Consider the following 16,903-nt stretch of genomic DNA (forward strand, 5'->3'; position numbering starts at 1 on the left):
TAGCACTATGTTTCCACTATTAATATACTAAAAATTCAAATAATTTTTTTCTCAAGTTTTGTAGAATTTTGAGGAACAAATATTGAAAAACCCCTTTCCGATTGGAAAGGGGTTTTTCAATATTTTCTTAACCATAAATATCTGGATTAGAATAATTTATGAAACTTTTTTCTGAAAAATTAAAGCCATAAATATCCGGATTAGAATATTGTATATTCTCCTCTTTTACAGACTTCAATCCATAAATATCTGGATTAGAGTAATTTACTGATCCTTCTTTTAAGGATTTTACTCCATATATGTCTGGATTAGAATAATTAACCCCTAAAGAAAGAATCGCTACTATTCCCAATCCTACTACACCATATATACGTTTTTTCAATTCAATTCCTCCCTTTCTTCCAAAACTTTAATAACTTCTTTATAATATTTATTGCTTTCCTCGTACTTAAATTCATTCTCTAAGTACATTGCTAATTCTAAATAGGCATTTTTTAATTCTTTCATACTACCCACACTCTTAAAGAATGGAATAGCCTCATTCTCTAAAAATCTCTTAAACTCTTGGGATTCCCCAAAATATTTATACTTAAATATACAGAATGAATAAATCATTTTATTATATTTTTCATCACTACGTGAACACTCAATCCCTTTTTCTATCCATTTCTGTGCTTCTTCATAACATTTAAGATGAATAGATTGTTTAGCCAAACCATAAATTGTTTCAATATAATTCATATTGACAGTCTGCTGTAATTGGAAACTTTGAAGAAAATAGTTTTTTGATTTATCATGCTCATTCTTATAATGGTATAATTCTCCCATATTATTTAAAGTCATAGCTTTAATCATGTCTTTTTCCGCAAAAGAATCCACTTCTCTTAATATACTTTCATAAATCTTTAGAGCTTCTTCATACTGTGCTTTTTCCACATAACTTAAAGCAATAATCGTTTGACAATTTATTACATAACGGAATTTGTATTCGTTACGGAACCCTTCCATGGCAATGTTAGCAAAGTGCATGGCTAAATGTGGTATATTTAGGTGACTATACGCAAGGCTCAAGTTATAATATATACCAGTTTCATAATACCCTTGCTCTTTAGCCATTTCTTCCGTTTCAATTAAATACTTCAAACTTTCCTTATGCTTATATTGCAGACTAAGTAACAATGCCTTACTGTACGTATACAACATCTTCTGAAAAGGTGAATATTTCTTGTAAACTTTTTTCAATCTTTCCAACTCTTCTTCAACAGCAAGAAAATCTCGTTTCATAATTAAATAACGCGTATAAAGCAGTTTATAATAATTTATAATTTCAAAATCCAAAACATGCTTCATTTCACCTTGCAACTCTTCATATATGCGCTCTACTTGTGGCTTGTCCAAATGAACTAGTGCATTCAACCATTCATCTAGCTTCCCCTTCACATCTTCTTCTACATCTCTCAAATCCGTCACGGCAATTTCTAATCTTGCGCAGAGCAATTGTAGAATTTCTTCTGATGCCTCGATCTTTCCATTTTCGATTTTACTTAAGTATGAGACAGAACAAATGCCCTGACATAATTCTTCTTGTGTCATTTTTTGCTGTAGCCGTTTATAAAAGACTTGTTTGCCTATTTTTTCTAATGTTTGTTGCATTGTCCTCCTCCATTCTCATTACCCCCATTACTCTAATAATACATAAAATCTTGAGAAATATAAATTGATAAATGTTAATTTTCTAAAAAATATGCATTATTTCATTTTTTTCCCTCTTGACTATACTTTCATATCCATTCTTTGCTACGAGCGGTGAAAAATTGGTATACTATAACCAAATTATGGAGGTGTTTTCGCGATGACTTATTATAAAGACGATAGCTATGCCTTACATACAGATTTATATCAAATTAATATGGCTTATACATATTGGAAAGATGGTATTCATAATCGCCGCTCGGTGTTTGATTTATACTTTCGAAAGCTTCCATTCGAGAACGGTTATGCTGTTTTTGCTGGCCTTGAAAAGATTGTAGAGTACATAGAAAACTTCAGCTTTACCGAAAGCGATATCGCTTATTTAGCAGAATTACAATTTGAAGAAGAATTCCTTCAGTATTTACAAAATATGAAATTCACTGGGACCGTTCGAAGTATGCAAGAAGGTGAAGTTGTATTTAATAACGAGCCTTTATTACGTGTTGATGCACCGCTCGGTGAAGCACAAATTATTGAAACTGCCCTGTTAAACATTGTGAATTACCAAACATTAATTGCAACAAAAGCAGCTCGTATGAAGCACGCTGCAAATAACGATGCACTTTTAGAATTCGGCACAAGACGTGCCCACGAGTTTGATGCTGCTCTTTGGGGCACACGCGCTGCCTTTATTGGTGGTTTCTCATCTACGAGTAACGTACGGGCTGGGAAACGCTTCGGAATACCTGTAGCCGGCACACACGCTCACTCTTTCGTTCAAGCGTATCGCGATGAATATGTCGCGTTTCAGAAATACGCTGAAACTCATAAAAAATGTGTCTTTCTCGTTGATACATACGACACTTTAAAATCAGGTGTTCCAAATGCAATTCGCGTCGCGAAGGAGTTTGGAGATCGTATCGATTTTTACGGCATTCGCCTTGATAGTGGTGATATGGCTTATTTATCTAAAAAGGCAAGAAAACTACTAGATGAAGCTGGGTTTACAAATACAAAAATTATTGCTTCTAGCGATTTAGATGAATACACAATTATGCACTTGAAATCTCAAGGCGCAAAAATTGATGTATGGGGCGTTGGAACAAAATTAATTACGTCCTTTGAACAACCCGCGTTAGGGGCTGTCTATAAACTAGTTGCGATTGAAGATAATGACGGAAAGTTAAATGATACAATTAAAATTTCATCTAACCCTGAAAAAATTACCACTCCAGGGCTGAAACGAATTTATCGCATTATCAATCGAGTTAACGATCATGCAGAAGGCGATTATATTGCATTAGATTCTGAAGAACCAGGAAAAGAAGAACGTTTAAAAATGTTTCATCCTGTTCACACGTATATAAGTAAATTTGTAACAAACTTTGAAGCACGCGAACTGCATAAAGACATTTTCGTTAACGGCGAAAGAACATATGAACTACCAGGTATATTAGATATTCAAAAATATAATGAACAAAGTCTCGCACTATTTTGGGAAGAATATATGCGAACTTTAAATCCCGAAGAGTACCCTGTCGATTTAAGTCAAGAATGTTGGGATCATAAAATGAATTACATTCAAACTGTTCGAGAACAAGTTGAAAAAAATATACAAAAATAAAACAGAGAAGCTTTTCCTTCTCTGTTTTTTCAATACGATATGTATCTTTGTGGCAAATATATTAAAATAGTACGACGAATATTTTTCATTTGCAAATTTAAATATTACGTTATTTATTTATAAAATAATATTTGTTATTATTTTATTGAGTCAATTTCAACAAAATAACCTAAAAAAGAGGACGCAGGTTGCGTCCTCTTTTTTATAAATCTTTCACTCGTAGTACACGCATTGCATTTAACACTGCAAGTAGTGTCACACCAACATCTGAGAAGACAGCTTCCCACATTGTTGCAATACCAAAAGCACCAAGTAATAAAACTAATCCTTTTACCCCTAATGCAAAGATGATATTCTGCCATACAATGCGTCGTGTGCGTTTTGCAATATTTAAGGCTGTTGCAATTTTTGAAGGCTCATCAGTCATAATAACAATGTCTGCCGCCTCAATCGCTGCATCTGATCCTAAACCACCCATCGCAATACCAACATCTGCTCTTGCTAATACCGGTGTGTCATTAATACCATCACCAACGAAAGCAACTTTTTCTTTTCCGTTCTTCGCCGTATCAATTTTTTCAATCTCTTCGACTTTTTGTTGCGGTAATAGTTCTGCGTGAACTTCATCTAAACCTAATTCTTTACCAACAGCCTCACCAACTGATTTTGCATCACCCGTTAACATGACTGTCTTCTTAATACCTAGTTCTTTTAATTTTTGAATTGCTTGTTTTGAATCTTCTTTTACCTCATCAGAGATAACGACATAACCTGCATATTTCCCATCTACAGCAACGTGAACTAATGTACCTACCGTTTCTGGTTGCTTAAATGTAATGTTTTCTTTTCTCATTAATTTAGCATTACCTGCAAAAATTTCTTTTCCTTGTACTTTTACGACTGTACCGTGACCAGAAATTTCGTTATACTCATCGATTATTTTTTCATCAATTGATTTTCCATATGCCTTTCGAATAGATTGTGCAATTGGATGATTAGAATACACTTCAGCAAATGCTGCATACTCTAATAATTCTTCATTTGCAATACCTTCACTTGGTTCCATTTTTGTAACTTTGAAGACACCTTTTGTTAATGTTCCTGTTTTATCAAAAACAATATATTTCACATCATTTAAAGCTTCTAAATAGTTACTTCCTTTTATTAACACACCACTTTTAGATGCACCACCAATTCCTCCAAAAAATCCAAGAGGAATAGATACAACTAACGCACATGGACAAGAGATTACTAAGAACACTAAAGCTCTATAAATCCATTCTGAGAATGTAGCTCCTTCTAAAATAAGTGGTGGAATAAACGCCATGATCGCTGCTGTAATAACTACAACTGGAGTGTAGTAACGCGCGAACTTCGTAATAAAGTTTTCTGTTGGCGCTTTTTTACTGCTTGCATTTTGAACTAAATCTAAAATTTTTGATACAGTTGATTCACCAAATTCTTTTGTCACTTCAATTGTTAATACACCATTTTGGTTCACAAAACCACTTAATACATCATTTCCAACTTCGACTTCACGTGGTACAGATTCACCAGTCAATGCTGAAGTATCTACCATTGATGTTCCTTCAACTACTTTTCCGTCTAATGGTACTTTCTCACCAGGCTTCACGATAATATAATCGCCGATTTGTACATCTTCTGGTGATACTTGTTTCGTTTCATTTCCAACCTTCACATTCGCATAATCAGGACGAATATCCATTAATGAAGTAATTGACTTTCGGGAGCGATTGACCGCAATACTTTGGAATAGTTCCCCTACTTGATAGAATAGCATTACCGCAACAGCTTCTGAATATTGTTGAATCGCAAAAGCTCCTAGTGTTGCAATCGCCATTAAGAAGTTCTCATCGAACACTTGACCGCGAGTTATGTTTCTTACCGCTCTCCAAACGATATCTCCGCCTATTAATAAATACGCAAGGACGAATAACGGAATTGTTATCATTTGTGGTAAGCCAGCTAATGCAGCAATTGCTGTCAAAATTCCGCCGACCACTAATCGTCCTACCATCTTTTTCACATTTGCTTCACCATGGTCGTGACTATGTCCGTGGTCATGACCACCTTTTTCTTCACGAACAACTTTTACATCTGGTTCTAACTTTTGAACGACATTTGTTATATTTGCTATAGTCGCTTCTAGCTCTCTTTTATTCGCTACTTCAACTCTTAATTTCTTTGATACGAAATCAACAGTTGCTGCTGAAATAGCCGGCATTTCTTTCACTTTATTTTCAATCTTCATCGCACAGTTCGCGCAATCTAAACCTTCTAATATAAATACTTCTTTTGCAACTTTATTTTTTTGTTCTTCTTGTACTTTAATATGCGGTTCTAATTTTGTAACGAGTTGTTTTGCTTCTGTAACAACTTCGCTTTCTGTATTTTGTGCTGTTTCTAAAACCATTGTTTTTGTCGCGAAATTTACAGAGCAAGAATTTACTCCTTCTATATTCCCAACGCCTTTTTCAATTTTCATTGCACAGTTCGCACAATCTAAACCTTCTAACACCAGTTTCTTTTTCACTAATGCTTCAGCCATCGTTCTCCCTCCTCGCGTTCTTTTTATTCTTCCTCGTTTACGTGTTCAAACGCTTGCTCGAAGATATGAATTACGTGCTGGTCAGCTAATGAATAATAAACGACCTTTCCTTCTTTACGATTCTTTACAAGTTTCGCTTGCTTTAACACACGAAGCTGATGCGAAATAGATGATTGTGTCATTCCTAATAAATAAGCTAAATCACAAACACACATTTCAGCTTCAAATAATGCATGTAATATTCTCGTCCGTGTACGATCGCCTAATACTTTAAATAATTCTGCTACTTTACTTAAACTTTCATCAGTTGGAATTGTTTGTTTTACTTGATCAACAACTTCTTCATGAATTATCGTTTGAGAACATGTCTCTTGTGGTGTTTCTACTTTATTTCCAGCCATTATAGCTCACCTCTTTATTTGAACATATGAACAATCATTCATATATCTTATACTCTTATTATATGAGCGTCTGTTCATATGTGTCAATGAAATCCCATACATTTTTTCGAACATTTTGTTCACATTTTAATAAGGCGTACACATATTTTCCGCATCCATTACATTCTCATACGAAAAAAGGATGTACATTTTGCACAAAAGAAAAAAGCCTTGCGCGCTCCCTAGACGCACAAGGCTTACTATACTTATATCCCTTTTAATCAGCTGTTAATTAGCTTGTTCTAAATTATCCTGCGAACTTCCATCGTCTTTTAAATGACTATGTTTTTTCGAATAAACAAAGTATACAACTACTCCGATTGCTAACCAAACACCGAAGTATACCCATGTTTTTAACGGTAAATTTACCATTAAGAATAGACAACATGCAACTGAAATAATCGGTAAGATTGGTACAAGTGGTACCATAAATCCGCGTTGTAATTTCGGATGTGTTTTACGAAGAATGATGACAGTTACACCCACCATCGCAAATGTTAATAACGCTCCAATATTCGCTAAATTTGACAATTCTTTTAAATCGATAAATCCAGCAATTAATGCACTACCAATTCCTGTTAACCAAACTGAAAATGTTGGTGCTTCTGTCTTTTTATTAATTTTTGCAAATGATTTTGGTAATAAACCGTCACGGCTCATCGCGAAGAATACACGTGTTGTTGCATAAATGTAAGCAAAAATTACAGCCATAATACCAATTACAGCTCCAATTGCGATTATACCTGCTACTTTGTCTTGTCCTACAACTTCTAACACATATGCCATAGCTTCTGGTACATCTAATTCCTTATAAGAAACCATACCTGTCATAACGAGACAAACTACAACATAAATGATTGTACAAATAACTAACGAAGCAATAATACCAATCGGTAGATCACGTTGCGGATTTTTTACTTCTTCAGCAGAAGTTGCTAATGCATCAAATCCTAGGAAAGCAAAGAATACTGCTGCTCCTCCGGCGAAAACTCCACTTATGCCGTACGGTGCAAATGGTATCCAGTTTTCTGGTTTCACGTAGAATACACCAACTGCAATGAATAAAACAACAATACCAATTTTAATTAATACCATTATGTTATTCACACGCTTACTTTCTTTCGTACCTCGTGATAATAACCAAGTTATCACCAACGTAACGATAATTGCGGGTAAGTTCACCATACCACCTTGCGATGGAATCGTTAACAAGGCTTTAGGAATTTCAAGTCCTAATCCACTAACTAAGTTATTGAAATAACCCGTCCATCCGCCAGCTACTGCGGCAGTTGTTACGACATATACGGATAACAATGTCCATCCCATTAAATGGGCAACAAACTCACCAATTGTTGCATATGAATATGTGTACACACTACCTGAAACAGGAAGTGTAGATGCAACTTCTGCATAACATAATGCTGCAAATCCACAAACAATTGCTGCAATCATGAATGAAAAAATAACTGCTGGACCAGCATCTCTTGCTGCTACTAATCCTGTTAATACTAGAACTCCTGTACCGATTATCGCACCAATCCCTAGCATTGTTAGGTCGAATGCCCCTAGCGTTTTCGTTAAAGTTTTACTTTTACTTTCCCCTAACAATTGCGTAACGGATTTCTTTTTAAATAGGTTGGCCACGATGTATGCCCCCTTTTGCCAAGAAGAGCTAAGAGATCTTCACTCTTAGCTCTTATCATGTTGGTTTATATATTGTTCGATTTTGTTTTGTATAATGCTTCTATTAGCAAGATACTGTTTCTGCTTCTAATAATTCTTTAGCACCTTTGTACTCTACACCGTGAGCTTCTGCAACTGCTTCGAATGTTACATAGCCGTCTAATGTGTTAATACCTTTTAGTAATGCAGAGTTGCCTAGGCAAGCTTCTTTATAGCCTTTGTTAGCAATTTGTACTGCATATGGTACTGTTACGTTTGTTAATGCAAGAGTTGATGTACGTGGAACCGCACCTGGCATGTTTGCAACTGCATAATGAACAACGCCGTGTTTTTCGTAAGTTGGGTTATCATGAGTTGTAATACGGTCAGTTGTTTCGAAAATACCACCTTGGTCAATCGCGATATCTACAACAACAGAACCTGGTTCCATTGATTTAATCATTTCTTCTGTTACAAGTTTTGGCGCTTTTGCACCTGGGATTAATACTGCACCGATTACAAGATCAGACTCTTTTACAGCTTCTGCAATATTGTAAGGATTAGACATTAAAGTTTTTACTTGGTTTCCGAAAATGTCATCTAATTGACGAAGACGTTCTGCACTTAAGTCGATGATTGTTACATCCGCACCTAGTCCAACTGCAATTTTAGCAGCATTTGTACCAGCTTGTCCACCACCGATGATTGTTACTTTACCACGTTTAACCCCTGGAACACCTGCAAGTAAGATACCTTTACCGCCTTTGTTTTTCTCAAGGAATTGTGCACCAATTTGTGCAGCCATACGACCAGCTACTTCACTCATAGGTGCAAGTAATGGTAGAGAACGGTTTTCTAATTGTACTGTTTCATATGCAATAGAAACAACTTTCTTTTCGATTAATGCTTTCGTTAATTCTGGTTCTGGAGCTAAATGTAAGTATGTGAATAAGATTAAACCTTCGCTGAAGTGTTTGTATTCGCTTTCAACTGGTTCCTTAACTTTCATAACCATTTCCATGTTCCAAGCTTCTTCAGCTGTATCAACAATTTTTGCTCCCGCTTCAACATACTGAGCATCTGTGAAACCAGATCCTAAACCTGCACCCTTTTGAATGAATACTTCGTGATTGTTACGAATTAAATGTACAACACCTGCTGGTGTCATTGCCACACGGTTTTCGTTGTTTTTAATTTCTGCTGGTACCCCAATACGCATAATGAAATGCCCCCTTATAATTAACAGAAAAAAGAGATTCTTTTTTCTTTTTGTAATAATTAATAACTTATGTCCTTATTCTAGCATAACTTAAAAGTTATGAAAACGCTAACATACTATTTTTTAAAAGTTTATATATTTAGAATAGTGTAAATATACGGAACATTGATTCTATTAGCATCTTCGTGCCATTTCATTATCTATCACTCTATTTTTATTATACGCCCTAAAAATAAGAAGAAATCATTTATTATTCGACAATAATGTAACAATGTAAGAAACCTAAGTATCGACGTATACATATACACTTATTACTGTACACAATACTTTAGAGATATATTCTTTTCCTAAAAAAACAGCTGCAGGCATTTAGCCAGCAGCTGGGTAACTTATAAATAACTTGGAAAATAAATCATCTGTTGTTTCAGTAATTTTATCAAACAAATCACTTTCTTCCGCTTCTTGCTCTTTTAACATCTTAATTGTTTCACGTGCATCTTCAGGATAATCGGTAATGATACCATCTACGTTTAATTTATAATATCCCTTTAAACTTTCCATATCATTTACCGTCCATACGTAAATCGACTTGTTTAACTTTCTTGCTTCTTTTACTAATTTCTTATTTAACATGTATTCTTCTGCTACATAAAAATCTGCTTTTACATTCTTTAAGTTAGCTCTACTCGCATACAGTATATATCCTACTTTTATATTGGGATTTGCACGTTTAAACTCTTTAATAAGCGGGTAGTGTAACGTTTGAATGACACATTGCTTCTCAAATTCATTATCTTTAATCACTTTTAATACTTTGTTTACGAAATCTTTTTCGCCACCATGAAGCTTCACTTCAATATTAAGTTTGATTTTATCCTTTGACAGCTTAATGATCTCATCAAGTGTACTTATTTGTCCTGAAAACCCATCTTGACTAAGAGTAAGCTGTCTTAACTCGTCCATCGTTAAATCTGACACATGAACATTAGCATTAGCAAGACGTTTTAGCTTCAAATCATGTATAACTGCTAGTTCACCGTCTTTCGTTTGCAGTACATCAATTTCAGCATAGTCTGCTTTCGCATCAATAGCCCCCTGCACAGCTTCTTTCGTATTCTCTACACCTTTTGAAATATAACCACGATGAGCCATAATAATTGGTTCTTTATATGTGTTTGTAATAAAGGTAACAATGAAGGCAACAACCATTCCAGCAGTAATAATCCCTACAATATATACGCCAATAAATTTCCAACGATGTTTTTGGAAGAAACATTTATCTGCTTTCGTTTTCGAATAATCTAATCCTTCTTCTAATAAAACATCTTCGACCGCAACCTTTTGTAAATACAATCTTGTTAACGCCATAATATAAAACGGCGTCATAATAAAGCTAAATAGGTACAATGTACTTGTTAAGAAGACTGAAATAGTTGACTCTGCTAGTAGTGCAAATGTCCCTTCTGGGTTCGTAAATTCATACACTCCCCACAGACAAAGTAAATAAATTCCTACACATAAAAGAAAGACGATTCCTACAGATATGAAAAAACCTACTAAAAAGAACAATACTTTAAAGAAGCTTTCTTTTACTAAGTTCGCGCTTTTTCGTGCTGCCGTACGGAACGGCTTCTTCTCTAAAACGATAATAGGTAAAACAAAAATCCAACGAAGATTTAAATAGGCAACTACAGCAAAGAAAGTATAATATCCAACTTGCCCCATTGTTGTCTTAAATAGTTCACCTGTAATAAAATTAGGAATTTGGATTTCAGGAATCAATGCAGATTTATATCCCATACTTAATAGTGGTAATAGTACAACTGCATACAAAACAAATCCGGGTAAGCAATATGTAAACAGGGAAGGTAAATACGTTACTGTTTTATACAAAATTGGACGTAGTCTCACCTTTTGCCTTTTATGAGCGAAGTACGAAATGATAATAAGTACTGCAAACTCTGTAAATATAAGAAACAATGCCAATATAGATAAAATTAAAATCGCCAAAATCCCGTATGGTGTTTTCAAAAATGCTAATAACTCATCATTTGTTGCGTTTGCATACCCACCAAAGTACAACAACTTATTGAAAATAATACCGAAAAGTGGGATAAACACAATCGCTGCTAACAATTTATAAGCAAGTTGGAATGTTAACACATTCCAAAAAGCAAATCTAACAGTTTGAAAGGAATGTCTCATTACTCCTGGTATAGATAGTCTTTTACGGTGTTGCATATATTCCTCCATATTCTAAAACGATATTTGAGATGGATTCCATATTTCCATTTCTAATCCATCTTTTTAATAATAATATATTCCGCTTAACATGAACACTCTTATACATACAATGAAAAAAGTGATGGCTACTTCCCATCACTTTTTCATTTACTCTATTTTTTCTCTAACCCTTGTCCAAATGCTTTCAAGAAGCTAAAACCGAATGTAATGGCTCTATTGATATCTGGATCTTTTAATACTTTAAAGAAATCCATTACCTTCGTTTTTTTACCACTATTTAATTCATCTGTTGCAAATTGCAATCCAGTAACTAAACTCGATGTGATTTGCTTCGTTACTTCTGGGTCAACTGCGGATAGCGCTTCCCCCGCCCCCATCATATTGTTGAGTGCATTTTTAACGGGTTCACGATTTAATTGCTCCACAGCGATTTTTGAAACATCTTCCTTCGCAGCAAGTAAACTAATCGCTGCATCTAATATCCCAGCCTTCTGCAACTGTGCTAAAAGCTGCATCGTTTCTTCTACTGCTTCACGATTATTAGATAGCTCATGTAGAAGTTCATCTGCTAATTGCTGTTTCTGTTCTTCCTCTGTTACAACTTTCTTTTTAATTAACGTAATTTCTTTCGCCACTATCTCCGCCCCCTAGTCCACAAGTGATACGTATTGTTTTCTTTGCCACTTTTGCTCGATTTCAACACCATTTTGCGGATTACGCTTTTTATCTCGCGGGTTTGAAGATGGTAACGGACGATTTCCTTTTTCACGTAATACACGCATTTTCACCATCGTTTGTTTATATGCTGGTGTACACGTATAAAGGTCTGTTGCCGTCCCAGTTAAAATATTGATTGCCTCTTCATTTACTGTTGCATGCATTGGTAAATATAGCTCTTTCCCCGTTACACGATCAGTAATAAGCGCTTGTACTTTAATTTTCCCAAATGGTGATGCTAATTCTACAAGACCACCATCTTTCACATTGCGCTCTATAGCGAGTTCAGGTGAAATTTCAACGAATACTTCAGATACTTTAGATAAAATACCAGCCGACTTATTCGTCATATTCCCTTCATGGAAATGTTCTAGCATACGACCATTATTTAAAAGTAAATCATACTCATCTGGCGCTACAACCGGTGGTACCCATTCATCTAATGATAAACGAGCAAGTTTATCTGGGAAGTTAAATCCGTCTACATACAATAGCGGTGTATCGCTACCATCATGACTACCCCAACATAAACTATTCCATCCTTCTAGACGGTCATACGTCGCTTGAGAGTATAACGGTGCAAGTGATGCGATTTCGTCCATAATTTCACTTGGACTTTCGTAATTCCAATCCCCGCCCAGTGCACGAGCAACTTTTTGCAAAATCCACCAGTCTGGTTTAGAATCACCAAGCGGTTTCAATACTTCATATAATCTTTGAATACGGCGCTCTGTATTCGTAAACGTTCCTTCTTTTTCTAAGCTTGGTGCTGCCGGTAAAATAACATCAGCAAAACGAGCTGTTTTTGATAAGAACATATCTTGAACAACGAGGAAGTCTAAATTTGATAAAATATGTTGCACATGGTTCGCATTTGAATCGACTAAAGCCATTTCTTCACCCATGACATACATACCGCGTAGTTTTCCTTCTTCCGCTGCAAGTAACATTGCAATATTATTTAATCCTGGTGCTTTCGGAATAGTTGTACCGTATGCTTTTTCAAATTTCGCACGAAGCGTATCATCTGATACTGCTTGATAACCAGGAAGCCAGTTTGGTAATGTTGCCATATCACAAGCACCTTGTACGTTATTATGCCCTCTTAATGGGTATGCACCTGCACCAGGACGACGATAGTTACCCGTAACAAGTAGTAAATTTGAAATTGCTGCTGATGTCGTACTTCCTCCTGTATTTTGAGTTACACCCATTCCCCAAAGTATACAAGTACCATCTGCTTCATATACCATACGGGCCATTTCTTTTAAATGAGCTTTAGAAATCCCCGTAATTTCTTCTGTATAATCGAGCGTATACTTTTCTAACATTTTGCTATATTCATCAAAGTTCTTCACATTTTCAGCTAAAAACTTTTTATCGTGCCAATCTTGATCGATAATATATTTCGTAATACCTGCAAGCCATACGTAATCCGTACCTTGGCGCGGATGAATAAATAAATCCGCACGCTCTGCCATTTCATGTTTACGAAGGTCTGCTACAATCAGTTTTTGCTCGTGTAATTTATGAGCACGTTTTACTCTCGTCGCAAGTACAGGATGTCCTTCTGTTGGATTCGCACCAACGATAATAACAAGGCCTGCTTCAGCTATATCTTTCACTGTTCCAGCATCCCCGCCCATACCGACAGTTTTAAATAAACCGTCTGTCGCTGGAGATTGACAATAACGAGAACAGTTGTCCACATTATTCGTTCCATATATTTGTCGGGCTAGTTTTTGCATAAGGTAATTTTCTTCATTCGTTACTTTCGATGAAGAAATGAATCCAAATGCATCGCTGCCATATTCAGATTTAATATGCTGCATATTAGAAGCAACAACTTCTAATGCTTCTTCCCATGAAGCTTCAACAAACATATCTCCTTGGCGAATTAATGGCTTCGTAATTCGATCTTCACTATTTACAAAGTCCCATCCAAATTTACCTTTTACACATGTGGAAATACCATTAACAGGTGCATCTGAAACAGGTTGTACTTTTAATATATGACGATCTTTTGTCCATACTTCAAAGGAACAACCGACACCACAAAATGTACAAACTGTTTTTGTTTTATTAACTTTCGTCTTACGCATCGCAGCCTCTACTTCTGAAACCGCTAAAATACTACTATATCCAGGCTCTACATCCTTTACAAAATCAATCATTGGATCTAACACATCTGGTTTTAATCCAGTCATGAACCCAGCTTCACCTAGCATTGTTTTTTCCATTAACGCATTACATGGACATACTGTTACACACTGCCCACAACTTACACAAGATGAGTCATTTATGCTTACACCATGATCCCATATAACACGCGGACGATCTAAGTTCCAGTCTATCGATATAGTTTCATTAACCTGTAAGTTTTGACATACTTCTACACACTGTCCACAAGCAATACATTGATTTGGATCATACCGATAAAACGGATGTGACATATCCACTTCACAAGCACTTACTTTCGGCTCATACGGATATTTCTGTTCTTCAATTCCCATCATATGTACCGTGTTATGGACTTTACAGTTACCATTATTGTTATCACAAACGGTACAATACAATAAATGATTCTCTAATATTCGATCCATTGCCTCAGTCTGTGCCTCTTTTGCACGCTGGGACTGTCTTTCGATATGCATACCGTTCTCTAATTTCGTTGAACAAGCACGTAATAACTTCCCATTTACTTCTACAATACACGTATCACAAGTTTGAATTGGATCTACTTCTGGTACATGACAAATTTGAGGATGTTCCAAATTACTCTCGTTAAATAATTGTAGTATCGTCTTTTCACCCGATGTGGAAAATTCTTTACCATCCACGGTTACACGGACTGTCTGTTCTGCCATAGTTTCCCCTCTCCTTACAACCAACTGTACAACACAATTATGAATCCGTTTTCAAAATCGCATTACTGTACATATTTTTGAAACGCTCTGCCCGAATACTTTTCTTATGAAGTCGATTCTAGATGTTATAAGGTATAACTACGAAAGCTTGAAAATATCACTATTCTACGGTTCTATTATATCGTACATATACAATAATAACCAAAATAATCTGTGATTTCCTTGTTAATAGGTGTTTTTATTTCCCCATTGTTTTATGATAAATATGGGAGATAAATACATATAAAAGGGGAATTAAATATGGGGCCTACGCAAGAGACTTATACAATTGTACGCTATCAATCTGGTACATTTTCAAAACAACTGGATGAGATTGTTACAGAATCTCCTATTACTATTAAATTAAATGGTGAAGAATATGTAACAGTTGTATGCACACCCAATTATATTGAAGATATGGTAATTGGTTTTTTAATTTCTGAAGGAATTATTGCTTCCTATAAAGATGTTGAAGAACTATGGGTGCAAAAAGATAACGGAATTGTCCATGTAACATCATCAAAAGTAAATCCACTCTATCAAACTTTATATAATAAACGATACATCACTTCTTGCTGCGGAAAAGGTAGACAAGGTTTTATTTTCGTTAACGATGCAGCAAAAGCAAAAGATTTACATGATATACATGTAAAAATTACTCCTGAAGAATGCTTTTACTTAATGAATACTTTACAACAATCTTCCACTACCTTTCGCCAAACCGGCGGGGTTCACAATACCGCGCTATGTGATCGAAACAATATCCTCCTATCAAGAATGGATATCGGAAGACATAATGCATTAGATAAAATATATGGCCATTGTTTGCGCAACGATATATCTGTTAAAGGAAAAATCATTGCATTTAGTGGGCGTATTTCATCCGAAATTTTACTCAAAGTTTCAAAAATCGGATGTGAAATGGTTCTATCTAAATCCGCTCCAACAAAATTAGCATTACAACTCGCTCATGATTTAGGCATTACAGTCGTAGGATTTATTAGAAATGAATCTTGCAATATTTACACACATCCACATCGAATTGATGGTTATCAATCGAATAACTAAAATAACTCCTCGGTTGAGGAGTTATTTTAGTTATAAAAATGTAATATATTAAATTCTTGAATAGTTAATGAAGTTAATATATAATTTCATTACATATTAAAAACAAAACATTGTAGCATATATCTTTTCATTCTTTTACAAATTAAAAGAGACTGCTAACAAAACGCATACGCAATCTTATAGAAGTAATGGATTTATTTTATTTGAAATCGACCAAGGAGGTTATAACTATGGAAATTCGCTTATTAACGACAGAGGACGCAGAAATATATTTAAAAGTTTGTATGGAAGGTTTAACGAAGAACCCGGAAGCTTTTAGCTCTTCTTATGAAGATGTTCTTAAACATGAGGATCCTGTAGCTGCTATGGCAAAACGATTAAGCAATCCGGATAAGTATACTCTAGGGGTCTTCAAAGATAACGATTTAATCGGCATTTCTACTTTAGAAACAAAGCCTTTCATTAAACAAGAACATAAAGCAAAAATCGGTTCCGTTTTTGTTTCCCCAAAAGCGCGTGGCCTTGGAGCAGGACGAGCTCTAATTAAAGCAATTATTGAAAATGCCGATAAACTACATGTAGAACAACTTATGCTCGATGTTGTAGTTGGTAACGATGCTGCAAAAAAATTATATGAATCATTAGGCTTCCAAACTTACGGCGTACAAGAGCGTTCATTAAAACATAACGGGCAATATTGGGACGAGGAACATATGGTTCTGTTCTTAAATGATTAATACTTCAATATAGTTTTTTAAAAGC

Annotated in this window: 12 protein-coding genes; 3 read left to right on the top strand and 9 right to left on the bottom strand. The window is 35.3% G+C overall.

Annotation, left to right across the window (positions count from 1 at the left end; translation table 11 throughout):
- Positions 1-127 precede the first annotated feature (127 nt).
- Together QCI46_RS24420 and QCI46_RS24425 are read right to left on the bottom strand one after the other, a co-directional pair.
- On the bottom strand, positions 128-382 hold the full coding sequence (locus QCI46_RS24420) for a Phr family secreted Rap phosphatase inhibitor (protein ID WP_064477121.1): 255 nt from the start codon (positions 380-382) through the stop codon (positions 128-130).
- Positions 379-1,653, bottom strand: a complete 1,275-nt coding sequence (locus tag QCI46_RS24425; protein WP_353841637.1) for a helix-turn-helix domain-containing protein — start codon at positions 1,651-1,653, stop codon at positions 379-381. The genes QCI46_RS24420 and QCI46_RS24425 overlap by 4 nt, the downstream gene beginning before the upstream one ends.
- A gap of 199 nt (positions 1,654-1,852) precedes the next feature.
- Between QCI46_RS24425 and QCI46_RS24430 the strand changes: the two genes are divergently transcribed.
- Positions 1,853-3,316, top strand: a complete 1,464-nt coding sequence (locus QCI46_RS24430; RefSeq protein WP_327958246.1) for a nicotinate phosphoribosyltransferase — start codon at positions 1,853-1,855, stop codon at positions 3,314-3,316.
- Positions 3,317-3,518: 202 nt separating this feature from the next.
- Here the strand turns inward: QCI46_RS24430 and QCI46_RS24435 are convergent, their stop codons facing one another.
- The 7 genes from QCI46_RS24435 to fdhF form a co-directional block, all read right to left on the bottom strand.
- The gene (locus QCI46_RS24435) at positions 3,519-5,885 is read right to left on the bottom strand and encodes a heavy metal translocating P-type ATPase (RefSeq protein WP_353841638.1); all 2,367 of its coding nucleotides are present in this window, start codon (positions 5,883-5,885) and stop codon (positions 3,519-3,521) included.
- A 23-nt stretch (positions 5,886-5,908) separates the two neighbouring features.
- Positions 5,909-6,286 carry an ArsR/SmtB family transcription factor gene (locus tag QCI46_RS24440; protein ID WP_000918377.1) on the bottom strand — a complete coding sequence of 126 codons (378 nt, stop codon included), beginning with the start codon at positions 6,284-6,286 and terminating at the stop codon, positions 5,909-5,911.
- A gap of 267 nt (positions 6,287-6,553) precedes the next feature.
- Positions 6,554-7,969, bottom strand: a complete 1,416-nt coding sequence (locus QCI46_RS24445; RefSeq protein WP_327958244.1) for an amino acid permease — start codon at positions 7,967-7,969, stop codon at positions 6,554-6,556.
- A gap of 103 nt (positions 7,970-8,072) precedes the next feature.
- Positions 8,073-9,206 carry an alanine dehydrogenase gene (gene ald / locus QCI46_RS24450; protein ID WP_001219751.1) on the bottom strand — a complete coding sequence of 378 codons (1,134 nt, stop codon included), beginning with the start codon at positions 9,204-9,206 and terminating at the stop codon, positions 8,073-8,075.
- A 369-nt stretch (positions 9,207-9,575) separates the two neighbouring features.
- Positions 9,576-11,447: a glycerophosphodiester phosphodiesterase gene (locus QCI46_RS24455; protein WP_327958242.1), complete on the bottom strand. Its 1,872-nt coding sequence runs from the start codon at positions 11,445-11,447 to the stop codon at positions 9,576-9,578.
- 155 nt (positions 11,448-11,602) lie between these two features.
- Positions 11,603-12,085, bottom strand: a complete 483-nt coding sequence (locus QCI46_RS24460) for a helical membrane plugin domain-containing protein (protein WP_048541641.1) — start codon at positions 12,083-12,085, stop codon at positions 11,603-11,605.
- A 12-nt stretch (positions 12,086-12,097) separates the two neighbouring features.
- Positions 12,098-15,034: a formate dehydrogenase subunit alpha gene (gene fdhF, locus QCI46_RS24465; protein ID WP_353841639.1), complete on the bottom strand. Its 2,937-nt coding sequence runs from the start codon at positions 15,032-15,034 to the stop codon at positions 12,098-12,100.
- 300 nt (positions 15,035-15,334) lie between these two features.
- Between fdhF and fdhD the strand changes: the two genes are divergently transcribed.
- Together fdhD and QCI46_RS24475 are read left to right on the top strand one after the other, a co-directional pair.
- On the top strand, positions 15,335-16,141 hold the full coding sequence (fdhD, locus tag QCI46_RS24470; protein WP_000529227.1) for a formate dehydrogenase accessory sulfurtransferase FdhD: 807 nt from the start codon (positions 15,335-15,337) through the stop codon (positions 16,139-16,141).
- A 230-nt stretch (positions 16,142-16,371) separates the two neighbouring features.
- Positions 16,372-16,878, top strand: a complete 507-nt coding sequence (locus QCI46_RS24475; protein ID WP_000405878.1) for a GNAT family N-acetyltransferase — start codon at positions 16,372-16,374, stop codon at positions 16,876-16,878.
- The last annotated feature ends 25 nt before the right edge of the window (positions 16,879-16,903 follow it).

This window comes from Bacillus cereus group sp. RP32 (assembly GCF_040459735.1).
Taxonomy (GTDB): domain Bacteria; phylum Bacillota; class Bacilli; order Bacillales; family Bacillaceae_G; genus Bacillus_A; species Bacillus_A wiedmannii.